Origin of the sequence: Rhodococcus sp. IEGM 1330 (assembly GCF_033142445.1) — a bacterium.
Classification (GTDB): Bacteria; Actinomycetota; Actinomycetes; order Mycobacteriales; family Mycobacteriaceae; genus Rhodococcoides.
Genome location: NZ_JAWLSB010000014.1, coordinates 102604 through 123567, shown reverse-complemented (window position 1 = coordinate 123567; position 20964 = coordinate 102604). Strand labels below are relative to the sequence as shown.

20 protein-coding genes are annotated in these 20964 nt (G+C 65.7%); 10 read left to right on the top strand and 10 right to left on the bottom strand.

The window, feature by feature from the left end:
- Nucleotides 1-123: 123 nt before the first annotated feature.
- Nucleotides 124-2472, bottom strand: coding sequence for a penicillin-binding protein (locus R4P57_RS25085; RefSeq protein ID WP_317805578.1), 2349 nt, complete (start codon nt 2470-2472; stop codon nt 124-126).
- Nucleotides 2473-2766: 294 nt separating this feature from the next.
- On the opposite strand from R4P57_RS25085, the gene R4P57_RS25080 reads away from it, so the two are divergent.
- On the top strand, nt 2767-3090 hold the full coding sequence (locus R4P57_RS25080; protein WP_008712729.1) for a WhiB family transcriptional regulator: 324 nt from the start codon (nt 2767-2769) through the stop codon (nt 3088-3090).
- Nucleotides 3091-3160: 70 nt separating this feature from the next.
- On the opposite strand, the gene R4P57_RS25075 is transcribed toward R4P57_RS25080, so the two are convergent.
- From R4P57_RS25075 to R4P57_RS25065, 3 genes are read right to left on the bottom strand one after another with little or no spacing between them, the layout of a single operon-like run.
- Nucleotides 3161-4291, bottom strand: a complete 1131-nt coding sequence (locus R4P57_RS25075; protein WP_317805573.1) for an ArsA family ATPase — start codon at nt 4289-4291, stop codon at nt 3161-3163.
- A complete protein-coding gene (locus R4P57_RS25070; RefSeq protein WP_317805572.1) occupies nt 4288-5295 on the bottom strand; it encodes an ArsA family ATPase in 1008 nt (335 codons plus the stop codon). The genes R4P57_RS25075 and R4P57_RS25070 overlap by 4 nt, the downstream gene beginning before the upstream one ends.
- A gap of 45 nt (nt 5296-5340) precedes the next feature.
- Nucleotides 5341-6696: a wax ester/triacylglycerol synthase domain-containing protein gene (locus tag R4P57_RS25065; protein ID WP_317805571.1), complete on the bottom strand. Its 1356-nt coding sequence runs from the start codon at nt 6694-6696 to the stop codon at nt 5341-5343.
- Nucleotides 6697-6753: 57 nt separating this feature from the next.
- Here R4P57_RS25065 and R4P57_RS25060 point away from each other — a divergent pair, with 57 nt between their 5' ends.
- Both R4P57_RS25060 and R4P57_RS25055 read left to right on the top strand, forming a co-directional pair.
- Nucleotides 6754-6921 (top strand): DUF4177 domain-containing protein, encoded by a 168-nt coding sequence (locus R4P57_RS25060; protein WP_094609297.1) that lies wholly within the window; start codon nt 6754-6756, stop codon nt 6919-6921.
- A 6-nt stretch (nt 6922-6927) separates the two neighbouring features.
- Nucleotides 6928-7386 carry a RidA family protein gene (locus R4P57_RS25055; RefSeq protein WP_317805570.1) on the top strand — a complete coding sequence of 153 codons (459 nt, stop codon included), beginning with the start codon at nt 6928-6930 and terminating at the stop codon, nt 7384-7386.
- 49 nt (nt 7387-7435) lie between these two features.
- On the opposite strand, the gene R4P57_RS25050 is transcribed toward R4P57_RS25055, so the two are convergent.
- Entirely contained in the window at nt 7436-8290 is an 855-nt protein-coding gene (locus tag R4P57_RS25050) for a Gfo/Idh/MocA family oxidoreductase (protein WP_317805569.1), read from the bottom strand.
- Between the two features lie 58 nt (nt 8291-8348).
- Between R4P57_RS25050 and R4P57_RS25045 the strand changes: the two genes are divergently transcribed.
- Nucleotides 8349-9140 carry an MBL fold metallo-hydrolase gene (locus tag R4P57_RS25045; RefSeq protein ID WP_317805568.1) on the top strand — a complete coding sequence of 264 codons (792 nt, stop codon included), beginning with the start codon at nt 8349-8351 and terminating at the stop codon, nt 9138-9140.
- On the opposite strand, the gene R4P57_RS25040 is transcribed toward R4P57_RS25045, so the two are convergent.
- Together R4P57_RS25040 and R4P57_RS25035 are read right to left on the bottom strand one after the other, a co-directional pair.
- Nucleotides 9137-9811 carry a Crp/Fnr family transcriptional regulator gene (locus R4P57_RS25040; RefSeq protein WP_027494494.1) on the bottom strand — a complete coding sequence of 225 codons (675 nt, stop codon included), beginning with the start codon at nt 9809-9811 and terminating at the stop codon, nt 9137-9139. The genes R4P57_RS25045 and R4P57_RS25040 overlap by 4 nt on opposite strands.
- A 267-nt stretch (nt 9812-10078) precedes the next feature.
- Nucleotides 10079-10348 (bottom strand): hypothetical protein, encoded by a 270-nt coding sequence (locus R4P57_RS25035; protein WP_032395258.1) that lies wholly within the window; start codon nt 10346-10348, stop codon nt 10079-10081.
- A gap of 92 nt (nt 10349-10440) precedes the next feature.
- Here R4P57_RS25035 and nth point away from each other — a divergent pair, with 92 nt between their 5' ends.
- The 4 genes from nth to marP are packed head-to-tail and all read left to right on the top strand — an operon-like array spanning nt 10441 to nt 13767.
- Complete coding sequence (nth, locus tag R4P57_RS25030; RefSeq protein WP_411742438.1) at nt 10441-11208, top strand: endonuclease III; 768 nt, start codon at nt 10441-10443, stop codon at nt 11206-11208.
- Nucleotides 11209-11258: 50 nt separating this feature from the next.
- Nucleotides 11259-11870, top strand: coding sequence for a TlpA disulfide reductase family protein (locus tag R4P57_RS25025; protein WP_317805576.1), 612 nt, complete (start codon nt 11259-11261; stop codon nt 11868-11870).
- A gap of 23 nt (nt 11871-11893) precedes the next feature.
- Nucleotides 11894-12580 carry a CoA pyrophosphatase gene (locus R4P57_RS25020; RefSeq protein ID WP_317805575.1) on the top strand — a complete coding sequence of 229 codons (687 nt, stop codon included), beginning with the start codon at nt 11894-11896 and terminating at the stop codon, nt 12578-12580.
- Nucleotides 12577-13767: an acid resistance serine protease MarP gene (marP, locus tag R4P57_RS25015; protein WP_317805567.1), complete on the top strand. Its 1191-nt coding sequence runs from the start codon at nt 12577-12579 to the stop codon at nt 13765-13767. The genes R4P57_RS25020 and marP overlap by 4 nt, the downstream gene beginning before the upstream one ends.
- Here the strand turns inward: marP and R4P57_RS25010 are convergent.
- Nucleotides 13764-14696, bottom strand: a complete 933-nt coding sequence (locus R4P57_RS25010) for an alpha/beta hydrolase (RefSeq protein WP_317805566.1) — start codon at nt 14694-14696, stop codon at nt 13764-13766. The two genes, marP and R4P57_RS25010, sit on opposite strands and share 4 nt — an antisense overlap.
- A gap of 21 nt (nt 14697-14717) precedes the next feature.
- The gene (locus R4P57_RS25005) at nt 14718-15212 is read right to left on the bottom strand and encodes a phage holin family protein (RefSeq protein ID WP_317805565.1); all 495 of its coding nucleotides are present in this window, start codon (nt 15210-15212) and stop codon (nt 14718-14720) included.
- A 241-nt stretch (nt 15213-15453) separates the two neighbouring features.
- Here R4P57_RS25005 and R4P57_RS25000 point away from each other — a divergent pair, with 241 nt between their 5' ends.
- Together R4P57_RS25000 and R4P57_RS24995 are read left to right on the top strand one after the other, a co-directional pair.
- On the top strand, nt 15454-16824 hold the full coding sequence (locus tag R4P57_RS25000) for an MFS transporter (RefSeq protein ID WP_317805564.1): 1371 nt from the start codon (nt 15454-15456) through the stop codon (nt 16822-16824).
- Between the two features lie 221 nt (nt 16825-17045).
- Nucleotides 17046-18836, top strand: a complete 1791-nt coding sequence (locus tag R4P57_RS24995) for a glycosyltransferase family 39 protein (protein ID WP_317805563.1) — start codon at nt 17046-17048, stop codon at nt 18834-18836.
- 76 nt (nt 18837-18912) lie between these two features.
- Here R4P57_RS24995 and acs read toward each other — a convergent pair whose 3' ends face one another.
- On the bottom strand, nt 18913-20856 hold the full coding sequence (acs, locus tag R4P57_RS24990; RefSeq protein WP_317805562.1) for an acetate--CoA ligase: 1944 nt from the start codon (nt 20854-20856) through the stop codon (nt 18913-18915).
- Nucleotides 20857-20964: the final 108 nt, after the last annotated feature.

The following is a 20964-nucleotide window of genomic DNA, read 5'->3' as shown; positions in this document are numbered from 1 at the left end:
GAAAGACAGTCAACGATCGACGTCAGTGTGGTTAAGAGTCAGACCACGCATCAACGGTCCACACCAGTATCACTGTGCGGTTACGTACCCTCTGGGCACATAACCGCACCACTGCCGCAGGCACTAGCGGGGGACCGTGATACCCGGGATCGCCGGGATCTGGATGCCCGGCGGTAGGTCCGGAATCTGGATGTTCGGCAGCGCAGGTGCCGGAGCCGGGGCAGGTCGAACCGAACCGTCACTGACGTAGATCGTGATGTTCGATCCGGGGACCGCCGAGCCAGACGGCGACGTCGACACCACGGTGCCGCGAGCCGCCTGGTCGGCCGTGGTGGCCACCGTCACCTGGAAGCCCGCACCCTGCAGGGTTGCGGTTGCCGAGGACTGGCTCTGGCCGGTGACGTCGGGTACCTGGCCGTTGGCCGAGCCGCGGACGTACTTCTGGTCGACGGGTGGCAACGTGACGGGTCCGAAGTCGGTGGCGATCGGGCTCATGGCATCGAACCACGTTCGGGCCGGCTCGTTACCACCGTAGAGGTTGCCGGAACCGCAGGGCCGGAGCGGGAACGAGCAGATCTCGCTGGGCGTCGGGGAGTCGCCGTAGGTGTAGACGGCCGCGGCGTAGTTGTTGGTGAACCCGAGGAATCCCGAGGATCGGTTCGACTCGGTGGTGCCGGTCTTGCCGGACATCGGCAGGTTCCAGCCGACCGAGCCGGCGGCGGACGCGGACGTGCCGCCTGCCTGGTCGTCCTTGCTCATCGCGTTGGCCAGGGTGTTGGCCAAACCGGGCTCGACGACCTGCTCGCACGCCTGGTGCGCGACCGGCACGGGCTTGCCCTCGCGATCGAAGATCGAGTCGATCGGGGTGGGCGGGCACCATTTACCACCGGACGCCAGCGTGGCCGCCACGTTGGAGAGTTCGAGCGGGTTCACCCAGGCGGGTCCGAGGGTGAACGAGCCGAGGTTCTGACTCTTCTGGAAATCGGCCATCGACTGCTCCGTGCCCGACGAACCCGGGTCGGTGTACGAGCGCAAACCGAGGCGAACGGCCATATCGACCGTCGGCGTGACGCCCACCGACTCGATCAGCTTGACGAACGCAGTGTTGGGGGACTGAGCCAGCGCATCGGTGATGGACAGCGCGGGTGGGTAGTTGCCCGCGTTCTCCACGCAGTACGTGGACGCGGGGCAGTTGCGGGCACCGCCGTCGCCGACGCCCTTGACCTCGACGCGACGAGGAACCTGCAGGATTGCGCTGGTGCCCAGTCCGCGCTCCATGGCCGCAGCGGTGGTGAAGACCTTGAAGATGGAGCCTGCTCCGTTGCCGACCAACGAGTGCGGTTGTGGCTGCACCGTTTCGTCGTCGTCGGCATTGAGGCCGTACGTGCGGCTGCTTCCCATCGCGAGCACCCGGTGCTGGTCCTGGCCCGGTGCGACGACGTTCATGACGGTGGCGACACCGTCGAGCGAGGGGCTGGTGTTGCTGACCAGAGCGGCCTTGGTGGAATTCTGCACCGCGGGGTCGAGCGTCGTACGGATGAGGTATCCGCCCTTGTCGATCTGCTCCTGGCTGATGCCGGCGTCCGCGAGGTACTGCAATGCGTAGTCGCAGAAGAAGCCGCGGTCGCCTGCCGCGATGCAGCCGCGAGGCAAGGTCTGCGGAACGGGCAGCACACCGAGTGGCTCGGACTTGAGGGCGGCGAGCTCGTCGGCGCGTTCGGGGAGGTTCTGGATCATCGTGTCGATCACGGTGTTCCGGCGCTCGAGCACGCCCTCCTCGTTGGTGTACGGGTTGAGTGCCGAGCTGGACTGCACCATGCCGGCGAGCATCGCGGCCTGAACGGCGCTGAGCTGGCTGGCGTCGATGCCGAAGTAGGTCTGGGCCGCGTCCTGGATGCCGAAGGATGCGTTGCCGAACGGCACCAGGTTGAGGTACCGGGTGAGGATCTCGTCCTTGGTCAGTTCCTTGTCGAGCGTCAACGCCATCCGGATCTCGCGGATCTTGCGAGCGGGCGTCGTCTCGATGGCCGCGCGGCGTTCGGCATCGGTCTTGGCCACCACGAGCAACTGATAGTTCTTCACGTACTGCTGATCGATGGTGGATGCGCCCTGCTGCACCTGCCCGCTGGTGGTGTTGGTCAGGAACGCTCGGAGCGTGCCCTGCCAATCCACGCCCTGGTGCTCGGCGAAGCGGCGATCCTCGATCGAGACGATGGCGAGCTTCATCTCGTTGGAGATCTGGTCGCTCGGCACCTCGAATCGGCGCTGCTCGTACAGCCAGGCGATAGGCGTGCCGTTGACGTCCGTCATCGTCGAGACGGCAGGCACTGCGCCTTCGACCAACTCGGCCGAGACATTGTCGACGGTATCGGCGGCGCGGTTGGAGGCATACCCGAACCCACCGGCCAAGGGGAACATCACGCCGGCGAGCAATGCACCGGCGAGTGCTGAACATCCGGCGAGCTTCGCCACGGTTTTTCCAACTGACACAGAGCACAGCGTACGTGGGTGCCGCTCGGACCGGCAGAGGCCTGCATGCGCTGTGTGCTGCGCCCCTGCTCGGGACGGCCGTACCAGAAATGTGACCCCGCCGTCTTGCATTCGGGGCTCGCTTTACCTAAATTATGAGCACGGTGTGATTCGCATAACACTTGATAATGAATGTGGGGCAGCTCCTAGAATTTGTGCTTCGCCTGACGAGGTACAAACCGCTTCGAGCCTCCGGGACGTCCAGCGAGGACGTCCGCAACGCAAAGGGGTATCCGCATGCACACGACAACCGCGCCGACGCGACTCGATGTAGAAGAAGCAGAAGCACGCATCGCCTGGGTGTCGCACGCCCGTTGCAAGGGCACTGACCCGGACCAGCTCTTCGTCCGGGGTGCAGCACAGCGCAAGGCTGCAACCATCTGCCGGCACTGCCCGGTGCTGATGCAGTGCGGTGCGGATGCACTCGACAACCGAGTCGAGTTCGGTGTCTGGGGCGGCATGACGGAACGCCAGCGCAGGGCGCTGCTCAAGCAGCACCCCGAGGTCGACTCCTGGTCCGAGTTCTTCGAGACCCAGCGCCAGCAGCAAGCAGCTATCTAGCCCCCTGCCGGGTGCGGCGGATCCAGCCCTGCCGGGCACGGTGGATCCAGCCCTTGCGGGTACGGCGGATCTAGCCCTTGCGGGTCAGCTGATCGGCCACTGCGCGCAGCGCGGCGAGGTCGGAGACCTCGAACGGCAGCGACGGAACACCGACGATGGGCACCCGAGGGTGCGCACCGGTGAAGCGTCGAAGCAACCGCACCTCCCGCGCTGCCGTGACGGCACGCTGGGCGTGGATCCGGAGGACGGCGGCGGTCAGATCCGCGCCGGGGTCGTCGATTCGATCGAGCAGATCGGCGGCCGTCGCGGCGTGATCGGCTTGCACCGTCGACAACGTCGGGTGAGTCCGGTTCACCACCAAGCCGGCCAGCGGCATCTTCTCCGCAGACAATCGCTCCACGAAGAACGCTGCCTCGCGCAGCGCGTCGGGTTCTGCGGCAGCGACGACGAGGAAGCTGGTGCCGTCCTCGCGTAGCAACTGGTAGGTACGCGTCGCCCGCTCACGGAAACCGCCGAACATCGAATCCAGCGATTGAACGAAAGATGATGCGTCGGAAAGCATTTGGCTACCGATCACCGTGGAGACACCGCGCATGGCCAAGCTCATCGCGCTGGTGACCACGCGGGTGATGCCGCGACCGGGAGCGGTGAGCAGCCGGATGAATCGGCCGTCGAGGAACGAGCCGAGTCGCTGCGGCGCATCGAGGAAGTCCAGTGCATTGCGCGACGGGGGAGTGTCCACCACGATCAGATCCCACGACGGGTCCAGGGACAACTGCCCCAACTTCTCCATCGCCATGTACTCCTGCGTGCCCGAAAACGACGACGCCACAGTCTGATAGAACGGATTGGCCAGCACCTGCTCGGCCTTCTCCGGCGTCGAGTGCTCGATGACCATCTCGTCGAACGTGCGTCGCATGTTCAGCATCATCGCGTGCAGTTCACCCTTGGCGCCGGCACCCAACTTCACCGGCTGCGGGCTGTTGTCGAGATCGCCGAGACCGAGGGCCTGAGCCAGGCGGCGCGCCGGATCGATCGTCAGCACCACCACGCGCCTGCCTTGCTCGGCAGCGCGCAGCGCCATCGCTGCTGCGGTGGTCGTCTTACCGACGCCGCCCGCCCCGCAGACGACGACGATCCGCGAGGTGGGATCGGTCAGAATGCGGTCGACATCGAGTTCGGTTGCTACTGGTCGAGTCATCGGACACCCTGTTCTGCAAGCTTGGCGGCGAGCTCGTACAAGCCGCCGAGATCGACACCGTCCGCCAACATCGGCAGCGACATCCGCGCGACGTCGAGTTCGTCGAGCGTGGTTGCGCTCTCCACCTGAGCCGAGAGCGTCGCCGCGTGCTCGATCGATTCGGTGAGCAGCCCCGCGAAGTCCGCCTCGGAGAGCGTGATTCCGGTCTTGGCGAGACCGTCCTGAATGGCGACGGCATCGATCTCGCCCCCGGCGATGGCGTCGAGGGACTCGGCCGGCAGGTACGTCGGTTCGGTGCGATTGACGATGACCGTGCCGAGTCGAAGATCTGCCGCCTCGAGCTCTTTCACCGCGTCGGCCGTCTCCTGGACCGGCAGCGCCTCGAGCAGCGTCACCAGGTGCACGACGGTGTCGGCCGAGTGCAGCAACCGCACCACGCCCTCGCTCTGTGAACGAACCGGTCCGCCTTTGGCCAGGTCGGCCATGGCCTTGGTGACGTCCAGGAAGTTTCCGATGCGGCCGGTCGGAGGCGAGTCGACGACGATCTCGTCGTAGATGCGGTTGCCCTTCTTGTCGGTCCGCACAACACATTCCTTGACCTTGCCGGTCAGCAGCACATCGCGCAGACCGGGTGCGATGGTCGTCGCGAACTCGATGGCACCGATCTTGCGCATGGCGCGGCCGGCGAAGCCGAGGTTGTAGAACATCTCGAGGTATTCGAGGAACGCGGTCTCGATGTCGATGGCCAGTGCGTAGACCTCGCCGCCGCCGTCCGCCGAGGCGACGCGCGTCTCCTGCGGCGGAAGCTGCGGCACGTCGAAGAGCTGCGCGATGCCCTGTCTGCCTTCGACCTCGACCAGCAACACCCGTCGACCGCCCGCCGCGAGCGCCAAGGCCAATGCGGCAGCGACCGTCGTCTTGCCGGTCCCGCCCTTACCGGATACGAAATGCAGCCGCGCGGCATCTGCCTTCGCCGGCCATCCCTCTTCGTTCGCTATGCCCACACCCCGACCATATAGAGGTCGTCTCCGGGAGTCCGACCGAAGTCTCTAACTGTGCCCCGAGTGTCGGCGGAGTCGGTCGACCAATCCCTGTGTGTACGCGTCGAGATCCGGAACTGCGTCGGGACAGGCGAGCATCGCGATCGTCAGTACATTGCCGAGGCCGAAAATTCCGTGGTTGAGACACCGGCCGTCTTCGAGGAACGGAAAGCCTGCCGAGAAACGCGCGACGGCACCACACAGCTCGAGGTCCGCGCGGCCACGGTCGACACTGACCACGGTTGTCTGAGCACCGACGCGCGACGGTGAGCGGTCATGTTTTCGGAATCGACGTCCTTGCACGAATCGGACGATCGGAGCGGGCACCCGCTCGTCCGCACGCGCGACGCGAAGCAGTGGCGCAGCCGTCACTCTGGCACGTTCGACTGCCAGCGACCGAGTGATCAGCTCGGCCCGCTTCTGAACATCGGGTTCGCCGACGTGGAGATCGACTGTTCCGACCACCGCTCGATTCGCTGCCGGCCACTCGACATCGCGAGGTAGGGCCATCGGTACGAACGCCGTAACGGTGCCTCCGGTCTCGGACAGAGTCTTATGGCCGTCGCCGAGATACCGATCGAGGCACGAGCCGACGGCGCAGAGAGCGGATACCGTCACCGACGCGGCACCCGCGCGGACTTCCGTCATCTGCATCGGCACTATGCGGACGACTCGATACGGCCCCACGGCCCGGTTCAGCGACGTGGCGGGCACCGACGGCGGGCCGGTCGGAGTCCCCCGGTAGGCGCGAATCGCTCGACGGGCCTCCCACCGCGATCGAACGAGATCCACCGGTGCTCGGACCACCGCACCGAGAACGCCGACGACGGGGTTCGCCCGCTCGGGAGTGGCCTCCGGAGACGGTGCCGCACCTGACGTGGACAGTGGCTCGAACAGTGCGCGAACCATCCTCGATACGCCCAGCCCATCGGTCAGGGCGTGCCCGACCTGCAGTATCGCCACCGTGACCGCACCCTGCATCAGCGGAGCAGAACCGATTCCACGCACCACGTGCAGGTGCCAGGAGTGTTCTCTGAGATCGAGACGGGTGCGGAGCAGGTCGCCCATCAAGGTCTCGAAATCGGCCCAGGACGCACCTCCGAGATCGTGATCGGACATGCGTTCGGCCAGCGGGGACGTATCGGGTACCCATCGCGGATAGTCCAGATTCAGCGGTGCCTCCCGTAGCCGCAGTCCCAGGCCGGGAACGAGGGGTGCGCGGGCTTCCACGTGCGCGACGACCTCGTCGAACGAGGGCGCGGGGCGATCGACAGAGTCGAACGCGGTCAGGGAGAACTGGTCTCGAGAATCACCGCGGTCGCGCGCGAAGTGATAGATGGCGTCCTTGATATCGAGCCGATCCATGCGACGACTGTAGTTCCGGCACCGCGCCGGCGGACCCGAACGATAGGCTCACCAGTCATGAGCGAAAAGATCATCTGGGAGTACTTCACCGCACCGGTTCTGATTCATGCCACCAAGCAGATTCTCGACAACTACGGCTCCGAGGGCTGGGAGCTCGTCACGATCATGGCGGGACCCAACGGCGGCGACACGTTGGTCGCGTACTTCAAGCGCCCGAAGGCCTGAGCGCGCGTGGCGAAGTGGAGCGAACGACTGTCCGAGCTGGGCATCGAGCTGCCCGACGTCGTTCCGCCGCTGGCGGCCTACGTCCCGGCGGTGCAGGTGGGCTCGCTCGTCCACACCTCCGGCCAGCTGCCGATCGTGGACGGAAACCTGACGTCCACGGGCAAGGTCGGTGCCGACGTCACCGCTGAGGACGCCACCGCAGCGGCACGCATCTGCGCCCTGAACGCGCTCGCCGCCGTGCACGCGCTCGTCGGAATCGATTCGGTGGCCCGGGTGATCAAGGCGGTCGGCTTCGTCGCCTCCGCACCGGGATTCACCGGTCAGCCCGGGGTGATCAACGGGGCGTCGAACGTCATCGGTGAGATCTTCGGCGATGCGGGCAAGCATGCGCGCTCGGCTGTGGGTGTGGCCGAACTGCCCCTCGGTGCTTCGGTGGAAGTGGAGCTCATCGTCGAACTGCGCTGACGCGCACTTGACACTCATAGGAGCATCCACTGGGGCGCAGCCGCACATGTCACTGGGGCGCAGCCGCACTGATCAGCTTCTGCAGGTGTAGGCCTCGGTGTACCGAGCATTCGTGATCGACACCTTTGTCGACCGACTCGAGGAATTCGTCCAGCAGGACGGCGAAGCAGTCGGTCGACGAGGTCGATCGGTCGGTGAGCGTGGCGATGCCGTCGGTGCCGCTCAGCTCGATGCGCATCAGGGACGGCATGATCGGCGTCCGCAGTGACAAGTGCACTGTGCTGCGGGCTCCGCCTTCGTGCTCGAGCACCACGGTCCAACTGTCCGACGCCACCTCGCGGTGTGAATAGGCAACGCGTGCAATGGTTCCCAGTGCGGCGTCGAGTAGGTCGAACACGTGTGGCCCGATGTCGAGGATCGCCCCGTCGTCGTGTCGCCACCGCGAGTTCGCGTACGCCCCGCCGAGGACGGCACCGGAGAACCAGGTTCCCGAGCCCGCTGCCCACGGTCGCCCGGCTGCCGCGTCGAGGAATTGCCTTGTCTCCGGGGCGAACCGGAGAGTCAGCGTCACCATCGAGCGCACGCCTGCGGACGTCACTGCCGAGGCCAGTTCCTCGGCCTCGGCCACTGTTGCGGCAATCGGCTTGTCCAACAACACATGTTTGCCTGCCTGTACCGCGCGGAGCGCGTATCCGGCCTGTACCGCCGGCGGTACAGCGAAGGCCACCGTGTCGACCGCGTCGAGCATGGCTTCGAAGGACTCGAAGACCGGTGCCCCCATCTCGTTCGCCGCCTCGGGCCGTCGGGCCCAGACTCCGGCGAAGTCGACGGCGGGATGAGCGAGCAACGAGGGGGCTTGAGTCTTGCGAGCCCAGGGGCCCGCTCCGACGAGTCCGATCTTCATGGGTGTCGACGGTAGTCCTCGTGGACACCGCCTGCGGCCGGCGACCTACAGTATTTCAATGGCCGTCTCGAACCCCCAGCATCCCGCGTACGGACTACTCCGGCAGGTGACGCCAACCGCGGTGGTTCTGCTCGCCGACAACCCGGGGAAGATGACGCTCGACGGAACGAACACCTGGATTCTGCAGGCACCGGGGTCCGACGAGTGCATCGTCGTCGATCCGGGGCCCAAGGACCGAGCCCATCTCGACGCCGTCGCCGCGTCGGGCACGGTGGTGCTGACCCTCGTGACCCACCGCCACGCCGATCACACCGGTGGGCTGAAGCGTTTTCACCGAAAGACGGCGGCCCCGGTGCGCGCGGTCGGGGAGAAGTTCCTGCACGGGGACGGCGTCAGCCTGGTCGACGGCGAGGTCATCGAGGCCGCCGGGCTTCGGATCGAGGTTCTGCACACGCCCGGTCACACCGCGGATTCGGTGAGTTTCGTGCTGGACGACGCGATCCTGACGGGTGATACCGTCCTCGGCCGCGGCACCACTGTGCTCGATCCGAAGGACGGTTCGCTTGCGGATTATCTGCAGTCGTTGGACCGGCTCGAAGCGGCCGGTGCGGGGAAGACCGTGCTTCCCGGTCACGGGCCGGAGTTGCCGGACACCGCCGAGGTGGCGCGAGCGTATCGCGTCCACCGTCGGCAGCGGCTGGATCAGGTTCGCTCGGCGCTCGCCGAGCTCGGCGAGAACGCGAAACCGATGCAGGTGGTTCGGCACGTCTATGCGGACGTGGACAAGAAGTTGTGGCCGGCTGCGCGGATGTCGGTCAAGACGCAGCTGGCCTACCTCCGCGAGAGCTAGCGAGCTCGGCGTGCCAGACGTTCGGAGTCCGAGATCAGCACGGACTTGCCTTCGAGGCGCAGCCATCCGCGATGCGCGAAGTCGGCAAGTGCCTTGTTGACGGTCTCGCGAGAGGCACCGACGAGCTGAGCGATCTCTTCCTGCGTCAGGTCGTGGGTCACGCGCAGCGAGCCCGCTTCCTGGGTGCCGAATCGCTGGGCGAGCTGCAGCAATGCCTTCGCGACGCGTCCGGGAACGTCGGTGAAGATGAGGTCGGCCAGGTTGTTGTTCGTGCGACGCAACCGGCGGGCCAGTACGCGCAGCAGCTGCTCGGCGATCTCGGGGCGCTGGTCTATCCAGTCCTTGAGTGCAGCTCGGTCCATGCTGACCGCGCGTACCTCGGTGACCGTGGTGGCCGAGGACGTGCGGGGGCCGGGGTCGAAGATGGACAGCTCACCGAACATGTCCGACGGTCCCATGATCGTCAGCAGGTTCTCGCGGCCGTCGGGGGAGCGTCGCCCGAGCTTGATCTTGCCGGAAACGATGATGTAGAGCCGGTCTCCGGGCTCACCCTCGTTGAACACCACGTGTCCACGGGGGAAATCGACAGGCTGCAGCTGCTTCGTCAGTGCCGCAACCGCAGAGGGTTCGACTCCTTGGAAGATGCCGGCCCGTGCCAGGACGTCGTCCACTTGCGCTCCTTTTGGGATGTCGGTGACGCGGCAACCCGCACCACCGAAAGCGTTTGTACTCAGTTCGTGCCATGCATCGAACTGCGGTGCAGTTCAGGCGTCGACGCCGATCCGATGATCAAACACAACAATTACCTCAGGGGAGTCTACTTCGAGTCGGTGGAAACCGAGTGATCGACGCCACCACAGGTTGCCAGAGGTCTCGGGCGTGTGTTCCCGTTCACCCGAAATTCATCGAAATTACGACCAACGGGACGAAACGTGCGCTCAGCTTGCTCGTTGGTCGACCATGCCGTCGCGCGTGTCGACGGTCCGCGGCGGGGTCTGGCGGCGCTTGCGAGTGTTGAATCGGGCCAACGCGTGCGGGAAGCCCTCGTTCGCCAGAGTGGCGACCTCGGACGTACTCGCCTGATCGAGAAACTCCTGCACTTCCTGCTCTCGGACGCCGAGCTTGCTGAGCCGGAACTCGACGCGTTCCATCGCGAGTGCGAAGAGCATGAGTAGTACCGGAAAGAGCACCACGGCGAGTCCTTGCATACCGGCCAGTTAACACCGAAAAGATCTCGATACAAACACGGTCCGCTGCGGTCGCGTAGTTCGTTACGCATTCTTGTCCGTACAGTTGTGGAGTGGATTCGACAGCTCCGAAACGCCCCGACGTGCGCAAACGCGAGGAGACGCACCTAGGGCTCGTGCGTCGAGCTCGTCGGATGAACCGGACGCTCGGGGTTGCCTTTCCGCACGTGTACTGCGAACTGGACTTCACCACGCCCCTCGAACTCGCCGTCGCGACCATCCTGTCCGCGCAGTGCACCGACAAGCGCGTCAACATGGTCACCCCGGCACTGTTCGTGAAATACCGCACAGCCCGCGACTACGCCGAGGCCGACCGCACCGAGCTCGAGGAGTACATCCGCACCACGGGGTTCTACCGCAACAAGGCGAACTCGCTGATCGGGCTCGGACAGAAGCTGCTGGAGAACTTCGACGGCGAGGTGCCCGCGACGTTGAAGGATCTCGTCACGCTTCCCGGGATCGGCCGCAAGACGGCCAACGTGGTTCTCGGCAATGCCTTCGATGTTCCGGGAATCACCGTCGACACCCATTTCGGACGGCTCGTACGGCGCTGGCAGTGGACCGAGGAGCAGGACCCGGTCAAGGTCGAGCACGCCGTCGGCGCACTCATCGAACGCAAGGAGTGGACGCTGCTCTCGCATCGAGTCATCTTTCACGGTCGACGCGTCTGCCACGCTCGTACACCCGCATGTGGGGTGTGCGTCCTCGCCAAGGACTGCCCCTCCTTCGGGACCGGTCCGACCGACCCCGCCGCCGCGGCTGCATTGGTGAAGGGCCCGGAAACCGATCACCTCCTCGCTCTCGCCGGAATCGTGCCGTGAACAAGTCTGCTCTGCGCTGGTCACTGGTCGCTCTGATCCTGGTGGTCGGGATGGTCTACGCGCTGTGGCCCCGCAGCGACACCGCACCGGCAGCGCAGCGCGCGGACTCTCCAGGCCTCGGGCAGCGAGCACCGGGCACCGACGAGCGTCGAGCAGTCGACACCCCCGAGGCCCTCGCGCCGCTGCGTCAGGACGCCGGTCTCGCCGCATGTCCGACGGCGTCGGGCAACGCCGCCGGTCCGCTGACCGGTATCACCCTCGAATGCATCGGCGACGGCTCGTACGTCGACCTCGGCCAGGTACTCGCGGGCCGCCCGGCCCTACTCAACATCTGGGCGTACTGGTGCGGACCCTGCGCCGAAGAGCTGCCCTACCTGCAGCAGTACGCCGAACGAGCGGGCGACAGGATCGAGGTCCTGACGGTCCACAACGACGCCAACGAGGCCAACGGCCTGACTCGGCTCACCGACTACGGCATCACTCTGCCCGGAGTTCAGGACGGCGCGGGCCGCGTCGTCGCCGCCGTGGGAGCACCCAACGTGCTGCCCGTTTCCGTTTTGATATCTGCGGATGGCACCGTCGCCAAGGTGCTGCCACAACCCTTCCGGAGCGTCGACGACATCGCCGACGCCGTCCGCGTGAACCTCGGAGTCGACTCGTGAGCGCACCCGACTGGCTCGGGCGGATGCTCGACGTCGCAGGTAGGGCGGGCGGTCTGACCGACACCACCGGCACCAACCCCGTGCTGCAGCGTCAGGCACAGCCCGCCCAGAAAACTCGATCAGCGGCGGTACTCGTGCTGTTCGGCGGCCCGGCCGCCGCCGATCCGACCGCTCCCGGCGGACTGCCCGCCGACGCCGACGTCCTGCTGACCCAGCGTGCATCGACGCTGCGAGATCACAGCGGGCAGATCGCCTTCCCCGGCGGAGCCACCGATCCGGGCGACGACGGCCCGATCGGCACGGCACTGCGTGAGGCGCAGGAGGAAACCGGACTCGACCCGGCAGGCGTCGTGCCACTGGCGACGATGCCCGGCATCTACGTTCCGCCCTCGCGTTTCGACGTGGTTCCGGTGCTCTCGTACTGGGAGCGGCCGACCCCGGTGCGCGTCGTCGATCCCGGCGAGACCGAGCGAGTGGTGCGAGTTCCGTTGCGCGAGTTGCTCGATCCGGACAACCGATTCCAGGTGCGCCACCCGGCGGGCTACCAGGGGCCCGCGTTCGCTGTGCAGGGAATGCTGGTGTGGGGCTTCACGGGCGGTATCCTGGCGGGTCTGCTGGCTGTATCGGGCTGGGAGCCCGAGTGGGACACGGGGGACATACGCGATCTGGAGGCCAGCTTGACTGCGGTAGGAGCGAGGCTCGATCGGTGACAGGTTCAGGGTGGGTCGATATCGCGGTGGTTGCCATCGCACTGCTGGCGGCAACGTCGGGATGGCGACAGGGGGCGGTGGCGTCGGCGCTGGCGTTTCTCGGTGTCGTTCTCGGGGCCGTCGCCGGCATTCTGGTGGCACCGCACGTGCTCGAACACGTCGACGGTTCGCGGATGCGGGTGTTCGTCGGCATCGCGTTGATCGTGGTGTTGGTGATCGTCGGTGAAGTTGCCGGCATGGTTCTCGGTCGGGCATTGCGTAGCGGAATCCATTCCCGCGCAGCACGATCCGTCGACAGCACCATCGGTGCCGGGTTGCAGGCCGTCGCGGTGCTCGCCGCTGCGTGGCTGCTCGCCATCCCGCTGACGTCGTCCTCGCAGCCCGAGGTCGCCAGTGCGGTTCGCGGATCGACGGTCCTCGGCCAGGTCGACGAGGTGGCACCCGACTGGCTGCGACAGGTGCCCAAGGAATTCTCGGCCTTGCTCGACACCTCCGGACTACCGGATGTCATCGGCCCGTTCGGTAGCACCCCGGTCGCCGAGGTCGCCGCTCCCGATTCCGGGATCGCAGCGGGACCGATTCCGGTGCAACTGCAATCGAGCGTCATCAAGATCAACGGCATCGCGCCGAGCTGCCAGAAGGCGCTCGAGGGTTCGGGATTCGTCGTCGGATCGGATCTGGTGATGACCAACGCACACGTCGTCGCAGGCACGTCCGAGGTGACGGTCGATTCGCCGAACGGACCGCTCGACGCCGACGTCGTACTGTTCGATCCGGAAGAAGACGTTGCGGTGCTTCGTGTTCCGCAGCTGCAAGCACCGGTGCTGGCGTTTGCGCCGACGCCGGCCGAGTCCGGAACCGACGCCATCGTGCTCGGCTACCCCGGCGGCGGACCGTACACGGCGAGCCCGGCGCGTATCCGCGAGATCATCAACCTCAGCGGACCGGACATCTACCGCACCGGCACCGTCCAACGTGAGGTGTACACCGTCCGCGGATCGGTGCGGCAGGGCAACTCCGGTGGACCGCTGGTCAACTCGTCCGGTGAGGTACTCGGCGTCGTGTTCGGTGCCGCTGTCGACGACCCCGACACCGGATTCGTGCTGACCGCGTCGGAGATCGCGGACGAACTTGCGCAGAGCTTCGATGCCCCGGTGCCGGTGGGCACGGGCGACTGCATCGTCTAGCTCTCGCGCACGACCCGCAGGATCTCCTCGGACACCACGTCGGGAGCTTCCTGGTGCACGTAGTGCCCCACGTCCCGCACTGTTCGACGCGTCAGCCCCGGTGCCCAATGCCGATCTCTGTCGAGGGTGGTGGGCAGCACGTACGGGTCCAGGTCGCCGCTGATCTGCGCGACGGGAATCGAGGTGCGTACGTCCACGGCGTCCATGAAGCGGCGACCCTCGGCACGGAACTGGCTGCGGAACGCCCAGCGCTGATATTCGAGTGCGCAGTGTGCAGCACCGGGAATTCTGATGGCCGAACTCATCTTGGCTGCGGTGTCCGCGTAGTCCTCGGTCCTCTTCCACTCGGGCCCGGCGCGGTTGCTCATCAACTCGGTCACCGCGGCACCGCCTCGGCGCGTCAGTAGTCTCTCGGGGCGCAGCGGAACCTGGTAGCGAACGAAGTGCGGTAGCAGCGCGGCGCGCTGTGCCGAATCCTTCAACACGGCTCGTCGCAGAGAGATGGGGTGCGGGGCGTTGATCAGCACCATCGAATGCACCAAGCGGGGGTGGAGCGCAACACTGGCCCAGCAGACGAGACCGCCGTCGGCGTGGCCGACGAAGGTGGCGTGCGGGTACCCCAGCGCGCGAACCAGCCCGACGATGTCGCCGGCCAGGGTCCACCCGTCGTATCCGCGTGGAGGCTTGTCGGAGTCACCGTATCCGCGCAGGTCGACGGCGATGGCGCGAACACCCGACTGCGCGAGCGCCTCGAGTTGGTGTCGCCACGAGTACCAGAAGTCGGCGAAGCCGTGCAGCAGAACCACCAGCGGTGCGTCCGGTGCGTGTTCGCCGACCTCCACGATGTGGAACCGGATTCCGTTGGCGTGGATGTCGCGATGGATCCACTGTCCCGGATATCGGACCGTGGACGGATCGGGCTGATTCATACTGCTCGATTCGCCGGGCTACTACTTCTTGTAGCCGGGAACTCCGGGGATGGACTCGTGCTGGTTCGGCAGCACCGTCGACGCCTGCTTGAGCGAGTCGATGGTCTTCTCGGGCTTGCGCAGCTTCTTGACCCTGCGGTAGCCGAGGAATCCGAACAGCGCCGCGGCCAACACCATGAATGCGAACACGATGAGGAATGCGGCCCAACGGTAGAGCCACACGTCGAGCAGTTCAGCGGCGAAGAAGAAGAAGAAAAAGGTGCTGAACAGCAACACCGTCAACGCGATGATGAAGAAGACGCTGCCCTGCAGGCCCTTCTTGACCTCGCCGGTGACCTCGGCCTTGGCGAGGGCGACTTCGGCGCGCACGAGCGTCGAGACCTGAGTGGTGGCGTCCTTGACGAGATTTCCGATGCTGGCGCTACCAGGGGTGCGGGCATCGACATCGGTCAGAGGTATCGACGAAATCGTGTTCGGGACGCCGTTGCCGTATCCCTTGTCATTGCTGACGCTCAACTCTCGACCCCTTGTAATCGCTCTGCTCGTGTTGTGCGGATCGTATCGACAGTAGTGCCTAGGTAGCAGATTAACTGTTTCGCGGCAGGCTGGCGACGCTCGACCCGGGGCTGGTTACCGCGTCGTCCCGATGGGCAAACACGGGAATGTTGCACAAACGGGCAACGAACGCCGCCCGGGCGTGAAATTCTCAGGTGTTCATCAGGTAATTTGCAGGGAACTTCCCCCTTCAGGAGCATTTGTGAGTTCAGCACACGCCGTCGCCGCCGACGGCGCAATTCCCGCACCTCAGGTGCCGCGGTCGCGCATCGTGATCGCCTCGATGGTCGGCACGTCCATCGAGTTCTTCGACTTCTACATCTATGCCACCGCCGCAGTGCTCGTGTTCCCGCGTCTGTTCTTCCCGGCCGGCAACGACACGACCGCGCTGCTGGCGTCGTTCGCGACGTTCGGTTTGGCGTTCGTCGCGCGACCCATCGGCTCGATTCTGTTCGGCCACTTCGGTGATCGCATCGGACGCAAGGCGACCCTCGTCGGGTCCCTGCTGACGATGGGTGTCGCGACGTTCGCGATCGGACTGTTGCCGACGTACGCCGCGGTCGGCCTGTGGGCTCCGGCTCTGCTGGCGATCATGCGCTTCACCCAGGGCGTCGGTCTCGGAGGTGAGTGGAGTGGAGCGGCGTTGCTGGCCACCGAAACCGCCAAGCCGGGCAAGCGGGCCTGGGCGGCGATGTACCCGCAGCTCGGCGCACCGATCGGCTTCTTCTTCGCCAACGGCATCTTCCTGCTCATCGTCATCGCGACCGGCTACGATTCCGCGAACTCCGGCACCGACCACGCGTTCCTCACGTGGGGCTGGCGAATTCCGTTCCTGCTCAGCGCGATCATGGTCATCATCGGCCTGTACGTCCGGCTCAAGCTGGAGGAGACACCGGTGTTCAAGCTGGCAGTCGAGCGTGGCCAGAAGGTCAAGACACCTCTGGCCGAGGTGTTCAAGACCAGCTGGCGTCAGCTGATCATCGGCACGTTCGTCATGCTCGCCACCTACACGCTCTTCTACATCATGACCACGTGGGTGGTCAGCTACGGAACGGGCAAGGTCTCCGACGTCAACGGCCCCAAGCTCGCCATCCCGTACACCGACTTCCTGGAACTGCAGCTGATCGCCGTGCTGTTCTTCGCGGCACTGATCCCGGTAGCCGGACTGCTGGCCGACAAGTACGGCCGCCGCCCCACGCTCATCGTCATCACCGCGGCGATCGTGCTGTTCGGTCTGTCGTTCCACTGGTTCGCAGACCCGTCGTCCGCGTCGGCAGGCAAGATGCTGGTGTTCATGTGCGTGGGTCTCGGCCTGATGGGCCTGACCTTCGGACCGATGAGTGCCGTTCTGCCCGAACTGTTTCCGACGAACGTGCGCTACACAGGTTCGGGGATCTCGTACAACACCGCGTCGATCCTCGGTGCCGCAGTGGCCCCGTTCATCGCGACCTGGCTGGTCAGCAGCTACGGCGTCGGCTGGGTGGGCGTCTACCTCGCCATCGCTGCAGCGTTGACGCTGATCGCGTTGATCATCATGAAGGAAACGCGAGACCAGTCGCTCGACAGCGTGTAGAGCGGCTGCGCCGCATGTGCGCGGAACTTCGTAGTGGGCTACGAAGTTCCGCTCACATGTAGTTTCTTCACGTCGTTGCAGTGCAGACAATTCGGACATTCTTCGGGTGGCTGTGGCGATTGACGGTCGATTGTCAGGAAGTTGATCGCACATCCTCAGGATCGAGGGCAACAGTGATCGACTGTGACCGTCCTCGAACGCGACATCGCTCGCGCTGGGCAATGCCCACTCTCGCCGCCCTTCTCGTCGCGACCGCAGGTGTGTACGCCCTCGATCTCGACCGTGAGCGCTGGGGCAATTCCTTCTATGCGGCCGCCGTTCAAGCCGGGTCGGTGAGCTGGAAGGCCTTCCTCTTCGGTTCGTCCGACGCCGCGAACTCCATCACGGTGGACAAGCCGCCTGCATCGCTGTGGGTCATGGAGCTCTCGGTTCGCATCTTCGGCCTCAACTCGTGGTCGCTGTTGTTGCCGCAGGTGCTCATGGCTGTGCTGAGTGTGGGAATCATGTACGCGATCGTCGCCCGTCGATTCGGATACGGGGCAGCGTTGATTGCCGGCGCGGTCTTGGCGACGACGCCGACCTTCGCGCTGATGTTCCGCTACGACAACCCCGATGCTCTCCTCACCCTCACATTGTTGGGAGCAGCGTGGGCGATGCTTCGCGCGCTCGAGGACGGGCGCACTCGCTGGCTGGTGCTCACCGGAGCTGTTGTCGGCCTGGGGTTTCTGACGAAGCAACTGCAGGCGTTCCTCGTCGTTCCAGCTCTTGCCGTGGCGTACGCGGCGTTCGGTCCGCCGAAGCTTGGAACCCGACTGCGGCAGTTGCTGGCGGCCGGTGCCGCGGTGCTCGTGACCGCCGGATGGTGGGTCGCGATCGTGCAGCTCGTTCCCGCTGCCGACCGGCCGTGGGTCGGTGGGTCGAAGACCGACAGCATTCTGGACCTGGCATTCGGCTACAACGGCCTTGGTCGATTGACGGGCAACGAACACGGAAGCAGTGCGGCATCCGATGCCGGTGATGTGGTGCAGGCGGGCGGGCACGGTGCGCAGACGGGCATCACCCGCATGTTCGCGGCCGCACAGGGTGGTCAGATCTCGTGGCTGATACCGGCTGCGCTCGTGCTTGCTCTGGTGGGAATTGTGTTGCGCGGCAGAGCACCCCGACGGGACTTCCGGCGCGCGTGGTACGTGATGTGGGGATTGTGGCTCGTCGGGTGCTCGCTGGTGTTCAGCTTCATGTCGGGCACCTTCCACTCCTACTACACGATCGTGATCGCGCCGGCTATCGCCGCCATCGTCGGAGCTGCTCTGCATGAACTGTGGGTGCGACGCGAGAAGACTTGGTGCCGTTCGATTCTCGCGCTTGCTTCGGCCGTCACCACGGCAACGTCGTTCGTCTTTCTCGCTCGCACTCCCGATTTCGTGCCGTGGCTCCGCTGGGTCGTGCTGGGAGTCGGGATCGTTGTGGCTCTCGCCCTCGTGGTCCGGATGTCCCGAACTGTCTCGATTGCACTGGGAGCGGTGGCAATTGCGGTCGCTCTGGCCGGCCCGGTGGCGTACGTCGCCGACACCGTCGTCACCCCGCACAGTGGGGGTGGCCCATCGGCAGGCCCCACGATTCCATCCGAGGCCGCAGAGTCCAGAAACGCAGTGCACGACGACAGTGCCGGGCACTCGGCACTATTCACTGCCCAGGCACCGGACGGCCAGCTGACCGGACTGCTCGAATCCAACGCGCAGCACTACACCTGGGTGGCAGCGACGATCGGATCCGACGCCGCAGCGGTCCTACAGCTCGCGACCGACGACCCGGTGATGCCGGTGGGGGGATTCTCCGGAACCGATCCGTCGCCCACACTCGACCAATTCGAGGCCGACGTGGCCGCTGGAAAGATCCATTACTTCCTCGCCGGCACGGGCAAGGCCAGATCGTCGGCGATAGGGGATTGGGTGGCCGCGACCTTCACACCCAGAAGCATCGGCGACTACACGGTGTTCGATCTGACCGGGTGAGCATCAGAGCGGCTGCGCCGCATGTGCGCGGAACTTCGACCTCTGCTACGAAGTTCCGCGCACATGCGCGAAGCGCTTACCGACCTTTTTTGATCGCCTCGAATACCTTCGGGTCGACGAGGGTGGAGACGTCGCCGAGTTCGCGGCCCTCGGCCACGTCGCGCAACAGGCGACGCATGATCTTGCCAGAGCGGGTCTTCGGCAGCTCGGGCACGATGGAGATCTCCCGCGGCCGGGCGATCGGTGAAATCTCCTTCGACACCTGAGCTTTGAGTTCGGCGATCAAGGCGTCACCGGTGTTCTCCACGCCTGCACGGAGGATGACGAACGCGACGATGCCCTGACCGGTGGTCTCGTCGGCCGCACCGACGACGGCGGCTTCGGCGACACCGTGGTGGCTGACGAGCGCCGATTCGACCTCGGAGGTCGAGATGCGGTGGCCGGAGACGTTCATGACGTCGTCGACGCGGCCGAGGACCCACAGGGCACCGTCCTCGTCGTACTTGGCGCCGTCGCCGGCGAAGTACCAGCCTTCCTCGGCGTAGCGGGACCAGTAGGTGTCCTTGTATCGCTCCATGTCGCCCCAGATACCGCGCAGCATCGCCGGCCACGGCTCGGACAGGACGAGATATCCGTTGCCGCCGTTGCCCAGGGGCTTGGCGTCGTCGTCGACGATCTTGGCGGAGATTCCCGGCAGCGGGGTCATCGCGGAGCCCGGCTTGGTGGAGGTGACGCCGGGCAGTGGGGAGATCATGATCGCGCCGGTTTCGGTCTGCCACCAGGTGTCGACGATCGGTGCGGTTCCGCCGCCGACGACGTCGCGGAACCAGCGCCACGCCTCGGGGTTGATCGGCTCGCCGACGGAACCGAGCAGGCGGATCGAGCTGAGGTCGTGGGCCTCGGGAATCTCCTTGCCCCACTTCATGAATGTGCGCACGAGGGTGGGGGAGGTGTAGTAGATCGAGACCTTGTACTTCTCGATGACGTTCCAGTGCCGGTGCTCGTCGGGCGAATTGGGGGTGCCCTCGTAGACGACCTGCGTTGCGCGGTTCGAGAGCGGGCCGTAGACGATGTAGGAGTGCCCGGTGACCCAGCCGATGTCGGCGGTGCACCAGTAGACGTCCGTGCCGGGCTTGTGGTCGAAGACGTTGTGGTGGGTGTACGAGGTCTGCGTCAGGTAGCCGCCGGAGGTATGGATGATGCCCTTGGGCTTACCCGTCGTACCGGAGGTGTAGAGGATGAACAGGGGGTGCTCGGCCGGGAACGGCTGCGCCTCATGCTCTTTCGACGCCGTGGCGACGGTCTCGTGCCACCAGAGGTCGCGTCCGTCGGTCCAGGCGACGTCGGAGTCGGTGCGCTTGACGACCAGCACGTGTTCGATCGAGGCTGCCCCGTCGACGGCCTCGTCGACGGTGTCCTTGATGGGAGCGGGCTTGCCGCGTCGCCACTGGCCGTCGGTGGTGATGACGAGCTTGGCTTCGGCGTCGTCGATGCGTGAGCGCAGTGCGGTGGCGGAGAAGCCGGCGAAGACGACCGAGTGGGTGAGGCCGAGGCGAGCGCACGCGAGGATCGAGACGATGGCCTCGGGGATCATGGGCATGTAGATCGCGACGCGGTCGCCGGAGACGAGGCCGAGTTCGGTCAGGGTGTTGGCGGCCTGGCTGACGTCGGCGAGCAGATCGGAGTAGGTAACGTCGCGGCTGTCGCCGGGCTCGCCTTCCCAGTGGATGGCGACTTGGTCGCCGTGGCCGTCGAGGACGTGGCGGTCGACGCAGTTGTAGGCGACGTTGAGCTCGCCGTCGGCGAACCACTTGGCGACGGGGGCGTCGGACCAGTCGAGTACCTCGGTGAACGGGGTGTGCCAGTGGAGTCGGCGAGCCTGTTCGGCCCAGAAGCCGAGTCGATCCTCTTCGGCGGCGGCGTAGAGCTCGGCTCCGGCGTTCGCCTGAGCCGAGAACTCGGCCGAGGGTGCGTAGGAGGCAACCGCGGTCTCGTCGGTTCCGGGGGTACTGGTCGTCATCTCGAATAGCTCTCTTTCGTCCGATGCTTTTCGCCCATGAAACGGCACTCACTAGCCGGTCTCGAGCCCCTAGTGAGGGTAGTCACATGTGATGGCGATCGCACCGTT